Below are 14,221 nucleotides of genomic sequence, written 5' to 3' on the forward strand. Positions count from 1 at the left end.
GGCATGGGCCGGCAGGAAGCCGATCTCTGCAGACAGGACATGGCGAAGATCGAGTCCGCGGTGGGAAACGTCCGCGCCGCGCTGAAGGCGGTGACCGACCTCATGGGCTCCGACACCTGGGCGGGTACCGCGGCCGACAAGTGGGCCGGCGACTTCGACGGCCGGATGAGCTCGCTCAACTACCTCTTCAACTCCTACCCGGCAGAGGAGCAACGGCTGATCACCAGAGCCGGGGAGGAGAAGCCGAAATAGCGCCGGCGTCGGAGGAGTCAGAGCAGACGCGGCACCCCGCGCACGTGACGGTTCACTTGATCGGTACGAAGGTGCGTTCGCCGGTCTTCGGGTCCGGCGCGCCGAGGTACTGCCGGCCGATGACGTGGTCCTCCTTGTTGCCCGCCGTCGCCTCGAAGCCGAAGGGGATGCCTTCGATCGTCACCTTGCCGCCCACCTTCAGTTCGGAGGCGTTCCCCTCGTAGGAGACCGCGCTGACCTGTCCCCGCCGGTGTGCCAGTCTGGTGAACAGATCCGCGTCGGGTGCAGGCGGACCGGCCGGGACGCCGGGATTCGCCAGGGCGGCGACGGGTGGTGTCCGCGTCCATTCCCGGGCGGCGGCCTGCTCCTCGGGGGCCGCGCCGATCGGCACGTTGACCGTCACCACCTGGGCTCGGGTCCGCCCTGTCTTGTAGGAGCCGGAAGCCCCGAGGACCTTGCCGTCGATCTCGCCGCCGAACGAGCCGTTGAGCTTCCCCTCCACCGTCCGGATCACACGGACGGCGGTGATGTTGGTGTCGGGATCCGGATTGTTTTTGTCCCGCACCACCTGGATCGTTCCGTTGAGGACCATTCCGGTGTCGGCCTTCAACCCTTTGCCCCGGGTGACCGTGCCTTCGACGATGAAGTCGCGGCTCTCGGTGACCGAGGGGCGCCGCTCGTTGATGGTGCTGTTGATCGTGGAGACGTTGCTGCTGAACTTGATGCCGAGGGTCGTCGGCGCCGAACCGATCTCGGTTTGCGTCTCGACGCCCACTGTGGAGATCTTCAGTCTGGGCTCGGGCAGCCGCTCGAGGACCTCGGCGAGGCGCAGGGAAGCAAAGCCCATGGGGTTCATGTCGGGGGTCTTCTCCTGCATCCGCAGCAAGAACGCCTCCCTGATGTCGTCCTGGAGCTTGTCCGCCTCGGCCTTGCTCTTGAACACCCAGGTGTCGCCGTACTCGAACTTCACCCCGGTGCTGAGTGACAGCCCTTCTCCTTTGACCTTCACCCCGGCCTGACCGTTGTCGATCATGGTGACGCGGTAGGTGCCGTCGTTCATCTGCTCGGTGCGGAAGGCGAAGCCTTCACCGAGCTCGAAGATGCCGATGGTCAGTTTGGTGCTGCCCGCACTCTCCTGGCTGGACGTCCTGTAGGGCACCACCTTGAAGTAGGCCAGTTGACGGGCCTGCTGCAGCACATCCGGCGGAAGACCCTTGAGGGTCTCCAGCACCTCGGGCTTGAGATACAGGTACTGCTCACGCTGTGCCGGTGTCAGGCCCGCCCACCACTTGGCGACCGCCTCCTCCCCGGCATCAGGTTTCGGTGTGGCGTCGAGGTCGACCAGCGCATTCAGCAGCTTGCCCGCGTCCAGGGCCGCCGTCGAAGGGGCGGCCCGGACAACCTGCTCCAGCCGGTCGCACCGGGCACGGATGTCGGCCGCGGTCTGCCGCAGGAACGGGTCGAGGGAGCCGGGCATCGGCCCCGCGGCCAGCGCTCCGGCTGACATCGAGGGCGGGAGGAGCTCAACCGGGAAGTCGGTCGGTGCGGAGACCTGCGGCAGCGGCAGCGGCACCCCGCCGGGCAGTTGAAGAGTGCTGAGCACCGGATCGAGCTCCGGGCTCGTGCTCACGCTCTGCGGCGCGACATCAGCGGCAGCGGCCTGCAGGATCTGGTTCAGCCGACGGTGCATCGGCGCCATGGAGCCGGCCACCTGGTCCAGATGGACCGCCAGTTCACGTACCCGGGCCGGGTCGAAGCCCTGGAACTCCCCCATCAGCTGCCTCCCGTACCGACGACGGCGGCAGCCTCCTGCTCGAGCAGGCCGGCTTGGTGCTCCCAGCCCTGCGCACTGCCGCGCAGCCCGTCGGCCATGCCCTCCAGCGAACTCTGACGGCTGCGCACGGCTCCGGTGACGCGTTCGGCGTACGGACCGCGCCACACGCCGTCGGCAGTCGCCTTGGCCACAGCCGTGGCCAAGGTGGACCCCAGCGAATCCGCCAGCGTGCGGGCCTCCGCCGCGTGCTGCCGTAGCCGACCGGCGCGTGCCCGGGCCTGCTCCGGTGTTTCTCCTGGTCTCATCGTCGGCATGGTTCCCCCCGTTTCCTGTCCCGGCCGACGTCTGTCGGCGGTGCTGCCTCCCCGCACGGGACACCTCTCCAGCAGCCGGGCCAGGTTTCGATCCTAGGACGAACTGCGCTGGCTGAGCACGCTGTTGCATGATTGCTACGCAGTGCAGAGCGCATCGGTGCAAGGACCGACGAGTCTGGGACGCGGACGCACGCGCACCGGCCCGCGGAGCGGGCACCGGCCGACCACGGGGGGGGCTCCGATGGAACTGCGGCTTACCGCTGCCGATGCCGCGCGCGGACGGCGGGCTGATCTGCTGGTGGACGTCGAGCCCGACGCCGCGATCGGGGCCCTCGCACAGGAGGTCGCCCGGCAACTGGGCACCGTCGCACCGGGCGGCCGCCCGGACGGGGGCACGGGCGGGGGCACGGACGGGGGCACGGGCAAGGGCGCGCCCACCCTGTACGTCAACGGCTGCCCTCTCGATCCGGCCGTCCCGGTGTCCGGCTCCCCCGTCCGGGACGGCGCCACGGTCTCGGTGGGTGCGCCCGGCGCGTGCCCCGGCCCCGAAGCCCAGGGCACCGTGGAGATCCGGGTGGTGGGCGGTCCCGACGCAGGCCGTGTGTACCGGCTGGGGCCGGGCGTGGCCGTCGTCGGCAGCGGCCCCGAGGCATGGGTACGGCCGGACGACAGCACGCTGCCCAGCACCGCCTTCGAAATCGACGTGGCCCTCGACGGCTCGGTGACCGTCACACCGGCGTTCGGCAGCAGCGTCACCATGGACGGCAGCGAGCTACAGGAGAGCGGAACCTGGCGCCGGCGCGGCGTCGTCGCGGCCGGGCACTCCCTGTTCGAGCTGCGCGAGCCCGCCTTCCCGGACGCCGCGCTCAAGCCCTCGCAGGACGGAACGGGGCTCGACTTCAACCGCCCGCCGCGGATCAAACCGTCGGCCCGCAGAACCCAGTTCCAGCTGCCGTCCCGGCCCAAGCAGTCGGAGACGCGGCCGCTGCCCTGGGCGGTGGCCCTGGCGCCGCTGCTGGCCGCCGTCGCGATGGTGGTGCTGCTGGGCAGCGCCATCTACCTGATCATGGCGGTGCTGACCCCGGTCACCCTGGTCGCCAACCACTTCTACGACCGGCGGCACGGCCGCAGTTCGCACCGGCGCAAGAAGCGCGAGTACGAACAGCACAAGGTCTCCATCGAATACCAGGCACGCCGGGCGATGGCCGAGGAGACGGCGGCGCGGCGGTTGGCCTGCCCCGATCCGGCGGAGCTGTACGTCGCGGCCACCGGCCCCGGGCAACGGCTGTGGGAGCGGCGGCTGGAGGACGACGACTACGGCGTGCTGCGGATCGGCACCGGCGCGCTGCCCTCGGAAGTGGAGGTCAGCGACCCCAACCAGCAGGAGCACCGGCGTACGGAGCCGCGGACGCTGGCCGAGGTGCCGGTCTCGGTGCCGCTGCGGACCCACGGCATCCTCGGTGTCGCGGGCCGCGGCGAACTGCCCCGCGCGGTGGGTCGCTGGCTGGTGGCCCAGGCGTCGGTGCTGCACAGCCCGGCGGACCTCACCGTCTGTGTGCTGACCGACCCGTCGGGCCGGGAGAGCTGGGAGTGGGTGCGGTGGCTGCCGCACGCCAGGGGCCGCGAGGGCCACGGCGCGGTGGCGCTGCTGGGTACCGAGACGGAGAGCGTGGCCCGCCGGATCAGCGAGCTGCTGACCCTGCTCGGCGCCCGCCAGGAAGCGGCCGGCGAGCGGCAACCGGGCGGTGACGACCAGTGGCGCGGGCCGTCCGTGCTGGTCGTCCTCGACGGCTCGCGCAGACTGCGTGCACTGCCCGGACTGACCCAGCTGCTCCGCGAGGGCCCCCGCTTCGGCATCCATCTGGTGTGCCTGGACGCGGACCGCGGGCTGCTGCCCGAGGAGTGCCGGGCGCTGGTCGAGGAGGACCACTTCGGGCTGCTGCAGGTGTCGCAATTCGGCGGGGACCCGGTGCAGTCGGTGCGGCCGGACTGCGTACCGCCCGCCTGGTGCGCGTCGGTGGCCCGCGCCATGGCACCGGTCCGCGACGTGAGTGAGAAGGAGAGCGGCGCGCTGCCGGACGCCTGCCGGCTGCTGGATCTGCTGGAGCTGGAGCCGCCGTCCGCCGCAGCGATCTCGGCGCGCTGGGCGGCGGGGGGCCGCTCGACCGCCGCCGTGGTGGGTGCCTCCTTCGACGGCCCGTTCACCATCGACCTGGTGCGCGACGGTCCGCACGGGCTGGTCGCGGGCACCACCGGGTCCGGCAAGTCGGAGCTGCTGCAGACGCTGGTGGCCTCGCTGGCGGTGGCCAACCGGCCGGACGCGATGAACTTCGTGCTGGTCGACTACAAGGGCGGTGCCGCCTTCAAGGGCTGCGAGCAGCTGCCGCACACCGTCGGCATGGTCACCGACCTCGACTCCCATCTGGTCAAGCGGGCGCTGGTCTCGCTGGAGGCGGAGGTGAGCCGCCGCGAGCGGATCCTGGACCCGGTGGGTGCCAAGGACATCGAGGCGTACGAGCGGGCCGCCCGCCGGGACCCTGCGCTGGCTCCGCTGCCCCGGTTGCTGATCGTCGTCGACGAGTTCGCCTCGATGGCCAGGGAACTGCCGGACTTCGTCACCGGGCTGGTCAACATCGCCCAGCGCGGCCGCTCCCTGGGCATCCACCTCATCCTGGCCACCCAGCGGCCCGGGGGCGTGGTCTCGCCCGAGATCCGCGCCAACACCAACCTGCGGATCGCGCTGCGGGTGACGGACAACTCCGAGAGCCAGGACGTCATCGACGCGCCCGACTCCGCAGCCATCTCCAAGAACACCCCGGGCCGGGCGCTGGTGCGGCTGGGAGCCTCCTCGCTGCTGCCGTTCCAGTCGGGCCGCGTCGGCGGGCGCCGGCCGCAGACAGCCGCCGAGCGCACCGTCGAGCCGTGGGCGGCGCGGGTGGAGTGGGCGGATCTGGGCCTGCCCGCTCCCGCCCGGCCGGAAGCGCCGGGCCGCTCCGATGACGATCCGCTCACCGATCTGGCGCTGCTGGTCGAGGCCGTCCGCGGAAGCGCCGTGGCGCTCGACTGCCAGGAGCCGTACCGGCCCTGGCTGGAACCGCTCTCCGAGTTGGTGACGGTGGCGGAGGCGCCCCGTCCGGCCACCGGTCGCCGCGGCGACATCGCGCCCGTCGTGTTCGGGGTCACCGACGTACCGGCCCGGCAGGCCCGCGAAGCGCTGGCACTGGACCTGGTCGACGGCGACCATCTGCTGCTGGTCGGCGGGCCGCGCTCGGGCCGTTCGACAGCTCTGCGGACCATCGCCGCGGCCCTCGCCGACAGCGCCTCCCCTGCCGAGGTGCACCTGTACGGCGTGGACTGCGGCTCCAACACCCTCGTCCCGCTCTCCGTACTGCCGCACTGCGGCGCCGTCGTCACCCGGGACCAGACCGACAGGCTCACCCGGCTGCTGGCCAGGCTCCAGGCGGAGCTCGTCCGCCGCCAGCAGATCCTGGCGCGGGCGGGTGCCGCGAACGTCGCGGAACAGCGCGCGTCCGCCTCCTCCCCCGAGGAGCGGCTGCCGTGGCTGGTGCTGCTGCTGGACAACTGGGAGAGCTATACGGCGGCCTTCGAGTCCTACGACTACGGCAAGCTCGTCGACGGGATGACCCAACTGTTCCGCGAAGGCCCCTCGGTGGGTCTGCGGGTGGTGATGTCAGCGGGCCGTGGCGGGCTGTCCGGCCCCGTCTCCGCGGCGTTCGGCGACCGGCTCGTGCTGCGGCTGGCCGACCCCAACGACTATTCCACGGCCGGAATGACGCCTCGGGACGTGCCCTCCCAGCTGCCGCCGGGCCGCTGCCTGCGGCCCGGCGACGACGGGGTGCGGGAGAGCCAGCTCGCCCTGCTGGACCGCGACCCCTCGGGCCGGGCCCAGGTGGCGGCCGTCCGGCGGATCGCCGAGCGCGCCGCGGTCGAGCACGGCGATCCGCCGCGCGCGCTGCGTCCCATGCGGGTGGACGCGCTCCCGGGCCGGGCAACCGCCACCGCGGCCTGGGCGCTGGATCCCGAGTTCACGCCGCCGTCCCCGCTGTGGACGCTGGTGGGGGTGGGCGGCGACGAGCTGGCCCCGACGGGGGTGGACCTCGCACAGGAGGGTCCGGGGTTCGTCATCGCCGGACCGCCCAAGTCGGGCCGCTCCACGTCCGTGTGCACGGCGGCACGTTCGCTGCTGCGCTCCGGTCTGCCGCTCGTCCTCGTCACCCCCAAGCGCTCACCGCTGCGCGAACTCGCGGACGAGCGGCGGGTACTGGGCGTGGTCCAGGAGATGACGGACGCCGCGCCGCTCCAGGAGCTGCTGGAGCGCGCCGCGGCCGGGGGCCGGTACGCGGTGGTCGTGGACGACGCCGAGCTCGTCCACGACACCCCGCTGGACTCCGTGCTGGAGGGAGTGGTGCGCAGCGGGGTCGACGGCGGCCACGGCCTGGTAGCCGCCGGCACCACGGACGCGCTGACCTCGCAGTATCGAGGCTTCGTGAAGGAGGCCCGGCGGGCCCGCAGCGGCCTGCTGCTCTCGCCGCAGAACAACGCGGAGGGCGAGCTGTTCTCCGTACGGCTGCCCCGTGCTGCGGCATCCGGGGTACTGGGGCGCGGGCTGCTGGTGCGCAGCGGCGAGCTGACGGCCGTACAGGCGGTCGTCGACGAGTGAAGGCGACGGGGAGCGGGCGCGGCCCCGGGCAGGCGCTGCTCGGGGCCGCGCCGAGGGTGTGCGGGCCCACGGCCGGCTCCGGGCGGACCGCACACGCACGGCGGGCCGCAGCCTGGTCGGCTGCGGCCCGCCGGTGCCCGAACAGCTTCGCGGAGCCGGGGCCCCGCCGCGGCTCAGTTGGTGGCGTGGTCGATGTTGTCCGCGTTGGTCCGCGCGGCGCGCCCCGCTTCCCGCAGCGTCTCCACGAACTTGTCGAACGTCGGCTTCAGGCTCTCCCACTCACCGCGGAACTGCTGCGCCTTGCCACCGGTCCAGTAGCTACCGCTGTCGTTGCAGGCCGACTGCAGCCTGGTGATCAGCCCCTGCAGCTGGGTCGCGTCGCCGTCGAACTTCCCCGCGAGCTCCCGCAGCCGCTCAAGGTCGGCGCCGTTCATTCCCATCTGGAACCCCTCCCCGTCTTCCGGCTTCGACGTGGTCCGACTTCGGCACGTCTCGAAGCACGGTAGCGCAATCGCGCGCCGTAGCGGTCCGGTTCGTGTCACAGCCCCTCGACGACCGTGTAGCCCCGGCGACCGTTGAGTGCCGGCGCGTGTGAATCCCCGCAACAGGGCCGCCCCGCAGACCAGTTGTTCTTCTCCCGGCGGCACGTCAGGCATCGGCCCCCGTCCGCCGGGCTCGTCGGAGGCAGAGGTCCGGGCCGCCAGGGTCAGAAGACCGGCATGGCGGTCACGGTGCCGCCTTGCAGCAGGAAGACGCGGTTTCCCGCGGAGGCGGTCTGCCAGGGACCGGCGGCGCCCTGTACGAAGGTCCACGCCTGTGCGCCGTTGCGGGTGTCCACCGCGGCGATGCCGTCGGCGCCGTCTTCGTACAGGGGGAGCCAGGCCGTGTGCCGCTGGAGCGTCGGCGGTTCGGGCGGGAGCGCCGTGGTGTTGAGGGTCACCGTCCACTTCGCTGCGCCGTCCGCTGTACCGCGGGCTTCCAAGTCCGTCTCGTTCGACGCGTACAGCACCTTGCCCCGGAGTGCGGGGGCGCCCCACCCGCCGTCGCCGCCGGCGGGCTCGGCCCACTTCACGGAGCCGTCGGAGAGGGCGAGCGCGGTGAGCCGATCGCCGCCGAGGTAGACAGTGCTGCCACCGATCGCGGGGACGAGAGCGGTGCCGTCCTCGCTCTGCTTGCGCGGACCCCAGACGGTGCGGCCGCTCGCGGTGTCGACCCCGGCGACCTTGCCATCCGTGCCGTGCACGACCAGCCGTCCGCGCCCCACCGCGGCTCGGGCCCCACGCTCGTCCGTGGAGCCGACGGGGAGCGGCACCGTCCACAGCGCCTTGCGCGAGGTGAGGCTCACCGCGCGCAGCCTGCCGCTCCCGGTGACGAGGTAGACGGCCGTCGCGTCGGCCGCCAGCAGCGTCGCGACGCCGGTGTCAGCCGACCAGCGCTGGCTGCCCTCCGCCTCCGGGTCGAGCCCGACGACCTCGCCCGCTTCCCCGACGCCCAGCATGGTGGGCCGCTCCTCGGCCGAGACGAGCAGTCGGGCTGATCCGGCTGCCACCGAGCTCCCGGTCTTCCAGCGCCGGCGGCCGTTGCGGACGTCGTAGGCGTGCAGTCCCCCGCCCTTCCCCGCAACGACCACCACATCCGCTACGGGCAGCGGATCCGGGCCCTCTTCGGCGGCGACCGCGAACGGCCCCCAGAGCGGGTCGGGCGGCTTCCCGCTCTCGTACCCGGACAGCGGCTCGGCATCCCATCGGTGCGGCCCCTCCACCTCCCCTTCGCCGTCCTCGTCACCGCCGAGCCAGTACCAGGCGCCCGCGCCCCCCGCGGCCAGCAGGGCTCCGCCGCTCGCGAGCGCGGTGAGCAGCCGGCGCCGCGAGGGCTTCCCGGCAGGCAGCCCGCCGGAGGCGGCCGGCTCGTCGGCGGGCAGGGCTGTCAGCCGGCGCGCTGTACGTTCCCGCTCGGCGATGTCCTCGCCGAGAGCCCCCTCCCGCCACGCCCGGTCCGCGCCCCGGGGAGGTGCCAGGGCACGGGCCAACCGGTCGGGCGCCGGACGCCGTCCGGCCGCCTTGTCCAGGCAGGCCCCGACCAGCGGCTGCAGGCCGGGCGGCAGCGTGCCCAGCCGGGGCTGTCCGTGGACCACTTCGTACTGGACCGCCGCCACATGCTCCCCGGTGAAGGCGCGTTCGCCCGTCGCCGCCCATGTCAGCACCGCACCGAGCGCGAACACGTCGGCGGCCGGGCCGACGCGCTGCCCCAGCACCTGCTCGGGCGGCCCGTACCCGGGCGTGACCGGCACCTGCCCCGTGGTGGTGAGGGTGAGCCCGTGCTCCGGCCGGGCGATCCCGAAGTCGATGACGCGGGGCCCCTCGGCGGTCAGCACGATGTTCGACGGCTTCAGGTCCCGGTGCACCAGGCCCGCGGCGTGGATCTCGTGCAGCGTCCGGCCCAGCGCCGCACCGAGCGCCCGCACCGCGGCTTCCCGGAGCGGTCCGTGCCGCTCCACGGACTCGTCCACGGTGGGCCCGGCGAGGAACTCGGTGGCGATCCAGGGGCGCCCGCCCTCGGTCTGCGCCCCCAGCACCCGCGCCACGCCGCCGCTGCGGACCGCGCTCGCGGCCTGCGCCTCCCGGACGAAGCGCTGCGCCATCGCGGCGTCGTGCGCCAGCTCGGGCCGCAGCACCTTCAGCGCGGCCGGCTTCCCCGCGGTGTCCCGCCCCAGATACACCTTCCCCATCCCCCCGGCGCCGAGCACCCCGACCAGACGGTAGGGGCCGAGACGGAGGGGGTCACCGGTGCCGAGGGGGTGCATTGCGTGCTCCACATTCGGTTCGTTGCACGAGCCGGTCAGTTCAAGGGCAGGCCGAGGACCCGGCTGCCGAGGGCGACGACGAGTTGCCGCGAACGCCGGTGGGCGAGCAGCGAGGGGGTGGCTTCGCCCCCCTTTCCGGCAAGGGTCCAGCTCACCTTCCGTTCATTGCAGTCCATCGCGGTGACCGGAGCAGGTCCGTCGGACGGGAAGTACACGTACCGGTTACCTACGACGGGCACGGCATCGGGAGAAATGCGGGACGCGACCTGCGTTTTGATCTCCCACCTCAGTTGCCCGCTCCTGACATCCAGAGCGACAACGCCGTTGCCGCTCTCCAGCGAGTACACGGTTCCCCCCACGGAGACCGGAGCACCGTACTCCACCGTGCCTGAAGAGTCGGTACTGTGCTTCCTCCCCTTGCCGAAGCGCCACATCGTCCTGCCGTCCGCCACGCGCACGGCGTGAATCTCGTGGAGGTTCAGATAGACATTTCCGTGTCGGTCGACACCGGAGCATGAAACTTCGCGCCCGTAGGCGAGCGAGAACTTCTTCTCCCAGACTCTCTTGCCGGTCGCTGCCTCGACTGCCCACACCTTCTGCTCGGAGGAGCTGGCGAGGACGATCAGCCGGTCGGCCGTCGCCAAGGCTGCTGTGTCATTGGCGATCTTCCCCCGCCAGCGGGTCCTGCCCGTGTCCGCGTCCAGCGCGGCACAACGGCGCTCGTCGTGAGCCTCCTCGGCCCGTACCAGCACAATGCCCCGGTGAGCGGCGAGTATGGCAGCGCTGTCCGGGCCTGACCCGCCCATGAGATCGCGCACATCGGCCACGGGATCGCCGAACCCGTCTTCATCTGCATCCCATGTGCGCAACTGCGCTGCGGAGCCTTGCAGTCCGTAGAGCCGTCCGCCTCCGAGGACCGCAGACCACACGTCCTTCTGGGCGGCGATCGTCTCCCCTGCGGCGGAGAGCAGGAAGAGGCTTCCGCCGGCGCCCATCACACACACGCGTGCGCCGACTCCCAACAAGCTGCTCACGCCAGGGCTTGACAGGTCCCGTTCCCAGCGAGGCTCCGGAGCGGACATGTGTTCAGCCGCAGGCGGGGCGGGTTCCGCGAAGTCCTTCGCCGGATTCTCCCTCGCCCGGGCCCAGGCCCAGGCTCCTCCGGCCGCAGCGACCGCAGCTAAGCCGCCGCCAGCAATGGTGAGTGCCTGGCGGCGCGTACGGACAACGTTCTTCGGAACCGCAGCCTCTTCTGCGGACAAGTTCGCCGGAGAGGCCGGACGTGAGGCATGGATCTCCCAGACCGCTGTGCTGCGTCGAAGGATGTCGGCGTGGACAGCATCGGGCAACGAGTCGGTGTACTCATCGTGATCCTCCGGTCCGTGTCCGCCATCTGAACCGTGTCGCAGCAGAGCGGCCAGCCGGGTGGTTCCAGGGCGCTGCTCAGGGTCCTTGGCCAGGCAGTGGGCCAGAACGGAAACCAGCCCAGCCGGTACCTCGGAGAGGTCCGGTTCGCTGTAGCGGACACGATAGAGCAGATCCGCAGCCTGGCCGGTGCCAAACGGTCCATGGCCGGTGCAGGCGAAGACCAGGACACCAGCCAGTGCGAAAACATCCCCGTCGGGCGTGTGTTCCTGACCAGTCGCCTGCTCCGGTGACATGAAGGCAGGAGTGCCCGCAGCCGACCCGGTGCGGGTCAGTCGATCGTCGCCGGACGCCCGTGCGATGCCGAAGTCGATGACCTTCGGTCCGGTGGCGGTGAGCAGAATGTTCGAAGGCTTCAGATCGCGGTGAACCACGTCCGAGGCATGGAGTTGAGCGAGGGAGCCGCACAGCCGAGTTCCCAGCGCACGGACCGCATTCTCGGGCAGCGGCCCGCACACCGCGACGGCATCGTCAAGCGGCGGCCCCAGGACGTACTCGGTCGCCAGCCACGGAGTCTCGGCAAGCGGATCAGCATCGAAGACCTGCGCCCCATGGTGGCCGCCGATGATGCGGGCCGCGTCCGTCTCCAACCGGAAGCGGGTGCGGAACTGCAGTTCTGTGGCCAGGTCTGGGTGCATCGTCTTGAGGGCGACGAGTCGACCACGAGGGGATCGGCCGAGATAGACAGTCCCCATTCCGCCACTGCCGAGGCGGGCGATGAGTCGGTAGCTGCCGAGCTGTTCAGGGTCCTCATGGGTCAATGAAGAGATCATCGCCATCAGTCCACCGGAAGCGCGTAGAGGCTGTCGTCCGTGGTGACCAGTACGACACCCGTGGCGCTGGCCACCGGCACGCCCGGGCGCCCGGCCACTGCGCTGTGCGCCATGGCGAGCCGCCATCTCGGGGCGCCGTCCCGAGTGTCGAAAGCCTCGGTTTCCAGGGGACTGGACCTGAACAGCGTGCGGCCCGATGCGCTGAGCATCATCCCGGAGACGACGAACGGCTTCTTCTCACCCGCGCTCTGCTTCCAGTGCCAGTGCTGCTTCCCCTGCCGGGCGTCCACGGCGTAGATCGTCGAGTCGGCGTTGCCGACGTACAGCGTCCCCCGCCCCACGGCCGAGCCGGAGCAGGCGGCATCGCTCACCGGCAGTCTCCATCGTTCCCTCCCGTCGGGTGGGTTCAGACCTCGCACACTGCCCCCGCCTGCGACCACGAGCAGGTCTTCCCCCATCGGTAGAGCAAGCCAGCCGGCACCCTTCCCGACCCCCTCGTAGGTCCGGCGCCACTTCCTCCGGCCGCTGCGCAGGTCGAGTGCGAGGTACGCCAGATCGCCCTTGCTTGACCCCTTCACACCTGTGTTGGCCAAGAGCAGCGTAGAGCCCGACAGCGCCGGTCCCGCCGCTCCTCCGCCGGGAAGCACGAAGTAGTCTCCGAACCCATCAGGTACAGGTGTCCGCCACAGCTCTTTGCGGTCCCGGATCCGGTAGGCGACAGCCGAGAACTTCTCTTCGCCGATGATCCTCCTGTCAGCAGCCATGAAGAACAGCACACCGTTCCGGCTGCCCAGCACCATGGCCATGGACAGATGCCCATGGCCGTTTCCGGTATATCTCCGCTCGTGCCATTTGACCACTCCGGTACGCGTCGAGACGAGACTGAACCGGCCGTCACCATCCGCGGAAGTGAGGAGCCACCCTTCGCCCATGTCGAGGAGCCGCGAGGACGCGATGTCCTCCCGCTCCCACAGTTTCCTGCCGGTGCGGACGTCGAAGGCGACCAACCCATCGGCACCGGCGCCGGCTCCGGAAATGACGGTGCTGTCATCCACGACGGCCAACGCACTCGGCTCGATGACCGAGCTCTTCCGACGCCACAACGGCGCAGGGGCCACCCCGCGCGGTATCCGGTCCATGTCGGGACGCTCCTGGTCCCGGGCGGACCGCCATCCGAGAGCTCCTCCCGCACCGACGACGAGCCCCGCCGCAGCCGGTAGAGCCGCCGTGAGTACAAGCCGGCGAGACGAGTACCGCGACCGGGGGCCGACTGTTCGAGGGGGGCGAGCCGGGGTGGGCTGTTCCGACCGGCCCGTAGAACTGCCCGACCCAGGGTGCGCGAAGGCTCGCGCAGCCTGCTCGTCCAGCGCCACTGCAACCGGCTTCGGCAGCGTGAAGCCCGACCCGGACGTCAGGGAACGGAATTCACGGAGCACTTCTCCCGCATCCGGCCGGCGGGCCGGATCTGCTGCGAGACACCGATGCGCGACCTCGCTGAGTGTCACGAACGAGTCGCCCCCCATCCAGTCTTGTCCCTCGGGCATGGCGCGCAGGAGAACTGACGCCAGCGCATGGACATCACCCGCCGGCAGCGGGCGGCCGCCGGTCCGCTGTTCCGGCGGCAGACTTGCCTCGTCGACTCCCGGCACACTCCGTCGGTCGGCCCCCTCCACTGCGGCGGCTCGTACCAGTCCGTAGCCGGTGAGGACCGGGCCGGTCCGGGTCAAGAGCACCGACCGAGTGGAGATGCCCGCGTACACCAGGCCACGAGTGTGGGCGCTCCACAGCGCCTCGGCCAACGCCGTCGCCAAACTGCCCACCAGAACTTCCTCAAGGGGACCGCCGTTCACCGACAGGGCGGTGTCCAGAGGCAGAGCGGGGCCGCAGTCGTAGGATATCCACGGTTTCAGCGACCCGGCCGGCGAGACTCGCGCGATCGTCGCATCCCATCGCCCGGCGAGCCGTTGGGAATTCTTCGCTTCCGCCCAGAAGCGCTGCCGGTATGCGGAGTCGGCACACCACCGTTCTTCGGGCGCGATCACAATCGTGGGGAGGCCGTCCGACGCAAGGGCGAGCCATCGGCATATGCCGTCGGATTCGGTGTCGAGCCTTTCGACGAGGGAGTATCCGCCCAGTATCTGAGGACTCGTCGACGGGGTCGGGGCGTCGGCCGGTATCGGATCCGTGGGGGGCGGCATG

8 protein-coding genes are annotated in these 14,221 nt (G+C 71.4%); 2 read left to right on the top strand and 6 right to left on the bottom strand.

Annotation, left to right across the window (positions count from 1 at the left end; translation table 11 throughout):
* Positions 1–3: 3 nt before the first annotated feature.
* The gene (locus P2424_RS19455; RefSeq protein ID WP_276477026.1) at positions 4–252 is read left to right on the top strand and encodes a hypothetical protein; all 249 of its coding nucleotides are present in this window, start codon (positions 4–6) and stop codon (positions 250–252) included.
* 52 nt (positions 253–304) lie between these two features.
* On the opposite strand, the gene P2424_RS19460 is transcribed toward P2424_RS19455, so the two are convergent.
* A complete protein-coding gene (locus P2424_RS19460; protein ID WP_276477027.1) occupies positions 305–2,026 on the bottom strand; it encodes a hypothetical protein in 1,722 nt (573 codons plus the stop codon).
* Positions 2,026–2,331, bottom strand: a complete 306-nt coding sequence (locus P2424_RS19465; protein ID WP_276477028.1) for a hypothetical protein — start codon at positions 2,329–2,331, stop codon at positions 2,026–2,028. The genes P2424_RS19460 and P2424_RS19465 overlap by 1 nt, the downstream gene beginning before the upstream one ends.
* Positions 2,332–2,581: 250 nt before the next feature.
* Between P2424_RS19465 and P2424_RS19470 the strand changes: the two genes are divergently transcribed.
* Complete coding sequence (locus P2424_RS19470; protein ID WP_276477029.1) at positions 2,582–7,021, top strand: FtsK/SpoIIIE domain-containing protein; 4,440 nt, start codon at positions 2,582–2,584, stop codon at positions 7,019–7,021.
* Between the two features lie 173 nt (positions 7,022–7,194).
* Here P2424_RS19470 and P2424_RS19475 read toward each other — a convergent pair whose 3' ends face one another.
* The 4 genes from P2424_RS19475 to P2424_RS19490 form a co-directional block, all read right to left on the bottom strand.
* On the bottom strand, positions 7,195–7,461 hold the full coding sequence (locus tag P2424_RS19475; RefSeq protein ID WP_019354028.1) for a WXG100 family type VII secretion target: 267 nt from the start codon (positions 7,459–7,461) through the stop codon (positions 7,195–7,197).
* A 266-nt stretch (positions 7,462–7,727) separates the two neighbouring features.
* Complete coding sequence (locus P2424_RS19480) at positions 7,728–9,824, bottom strand: serine/threonine-protein kinase (RefSeq protein ID WP_276477030.1); 2,097 nt, start codon at positions 9,822–9,824, stop codon at positions 7,728–7,730.
* 35 nt (positions 9,825–9,859) lie between these two features.
* Positions 9,860–12,028 carry a PQQ-binding-like beta-propeller repeat protein gene (locus P2424_RS19485; protein ID WP_276477031.1) on the bottom strand — a complete coding sequence of 723 codons (2,169 nt, stop codon included), beginning with the start codon at positions 12,026–12,028 and terminating at the stop codon, positions 9,860–9,862.
* Positions 12,028–14,220 carry a PQQ-binding-like beta-propeller repeat protein gene (locus P2424_RS19490; protein WP_276477032.1) on the bottom strand — a complete coding sequence of 731 codons (2,193 nt, stop codon included), beginning with the start codon at positions 14,218–14,220 and terminating at the stop codon, positions 12,028–12,030. The genes P2424_RS19485 and P2424_RS19490 overlap by 1 nt, the downstream gene beginning before the upstream one ends.
* Position 14,221: the final 1 nt, after the last annotated feature.

Origin of the sequence: Streptomyces sp. WMMB303 (assembly GCF_029351045.1) — a bacterium.
Lineage (GTDB): Bacteria > Actinomycetota > Actinomycetes > Streptomycetales > Streptomycetaceae > Streptomyces.

What these genes read in the sequence shown, in the direction of transcription:
- P2424_RS19455 (WP_276477026.1), top strand. Translation starts at nt 4, where the DNA reads ATGGGCCGGCAGGAAGCCGATCTCTGCAGACAGGACATGGCGAAGATC.
- P2424_RS19460 (WP_276477027.1), bottom strand. Translation starts at nt 2,026, where the DNA reads ATGGGGGAGTTCCAGGGCTTCGACCCGGCCCGGGTACGTGAACTGGCG.
- P2424_RS19465 (WP_276477028.1), bottom strand. Translation starts at nt 2,331, where the DNA reads ATGAGACCAGGAGAAACACCGGAGCAGGCCCGGGCACGCGCCGGTCGG.
- P2424_RS19470 (WP_276477029.1), top strand. Translation starts at nt 2,582, where the DNA reads ATGGAACTGCGGCTTACCGCTGCCGATGCCGCGCGCGGACGGCGGGCT.
- P2424_RS19475 (WP_019354028.1), bottom strand. Translation starts at nt 7,461, where the DNA reads ATGGGAATGAACGGCGCCGACCTTGAGCGGCTGCGGGAGCTCGCGGGG.
- P2424_RS19480 (WP_276477030.1), bottom strand. Translation starts at nt 9,824, where the DNA reads ATGCACCCCCTCGGCACCGGTGACCCCCTCCGTCTCGGCCCCTACCGT.
- P2424_RS19485 (WP_276477031.1), bottom strand. Translation starts at nt 12,028, where the DNA reads ATGGCGATGATCTCTTCATTGACCCATGAGGACCCTGAACAGCTCGGC.
- P2424_RS19490 (WP_276477032.1), bottom strand. Translation starts at nt 14,220, where the DNA reads ATGCCGCCCCCCACGGATCCGATACCGGCCGACGCCCCGACCCCGTCG.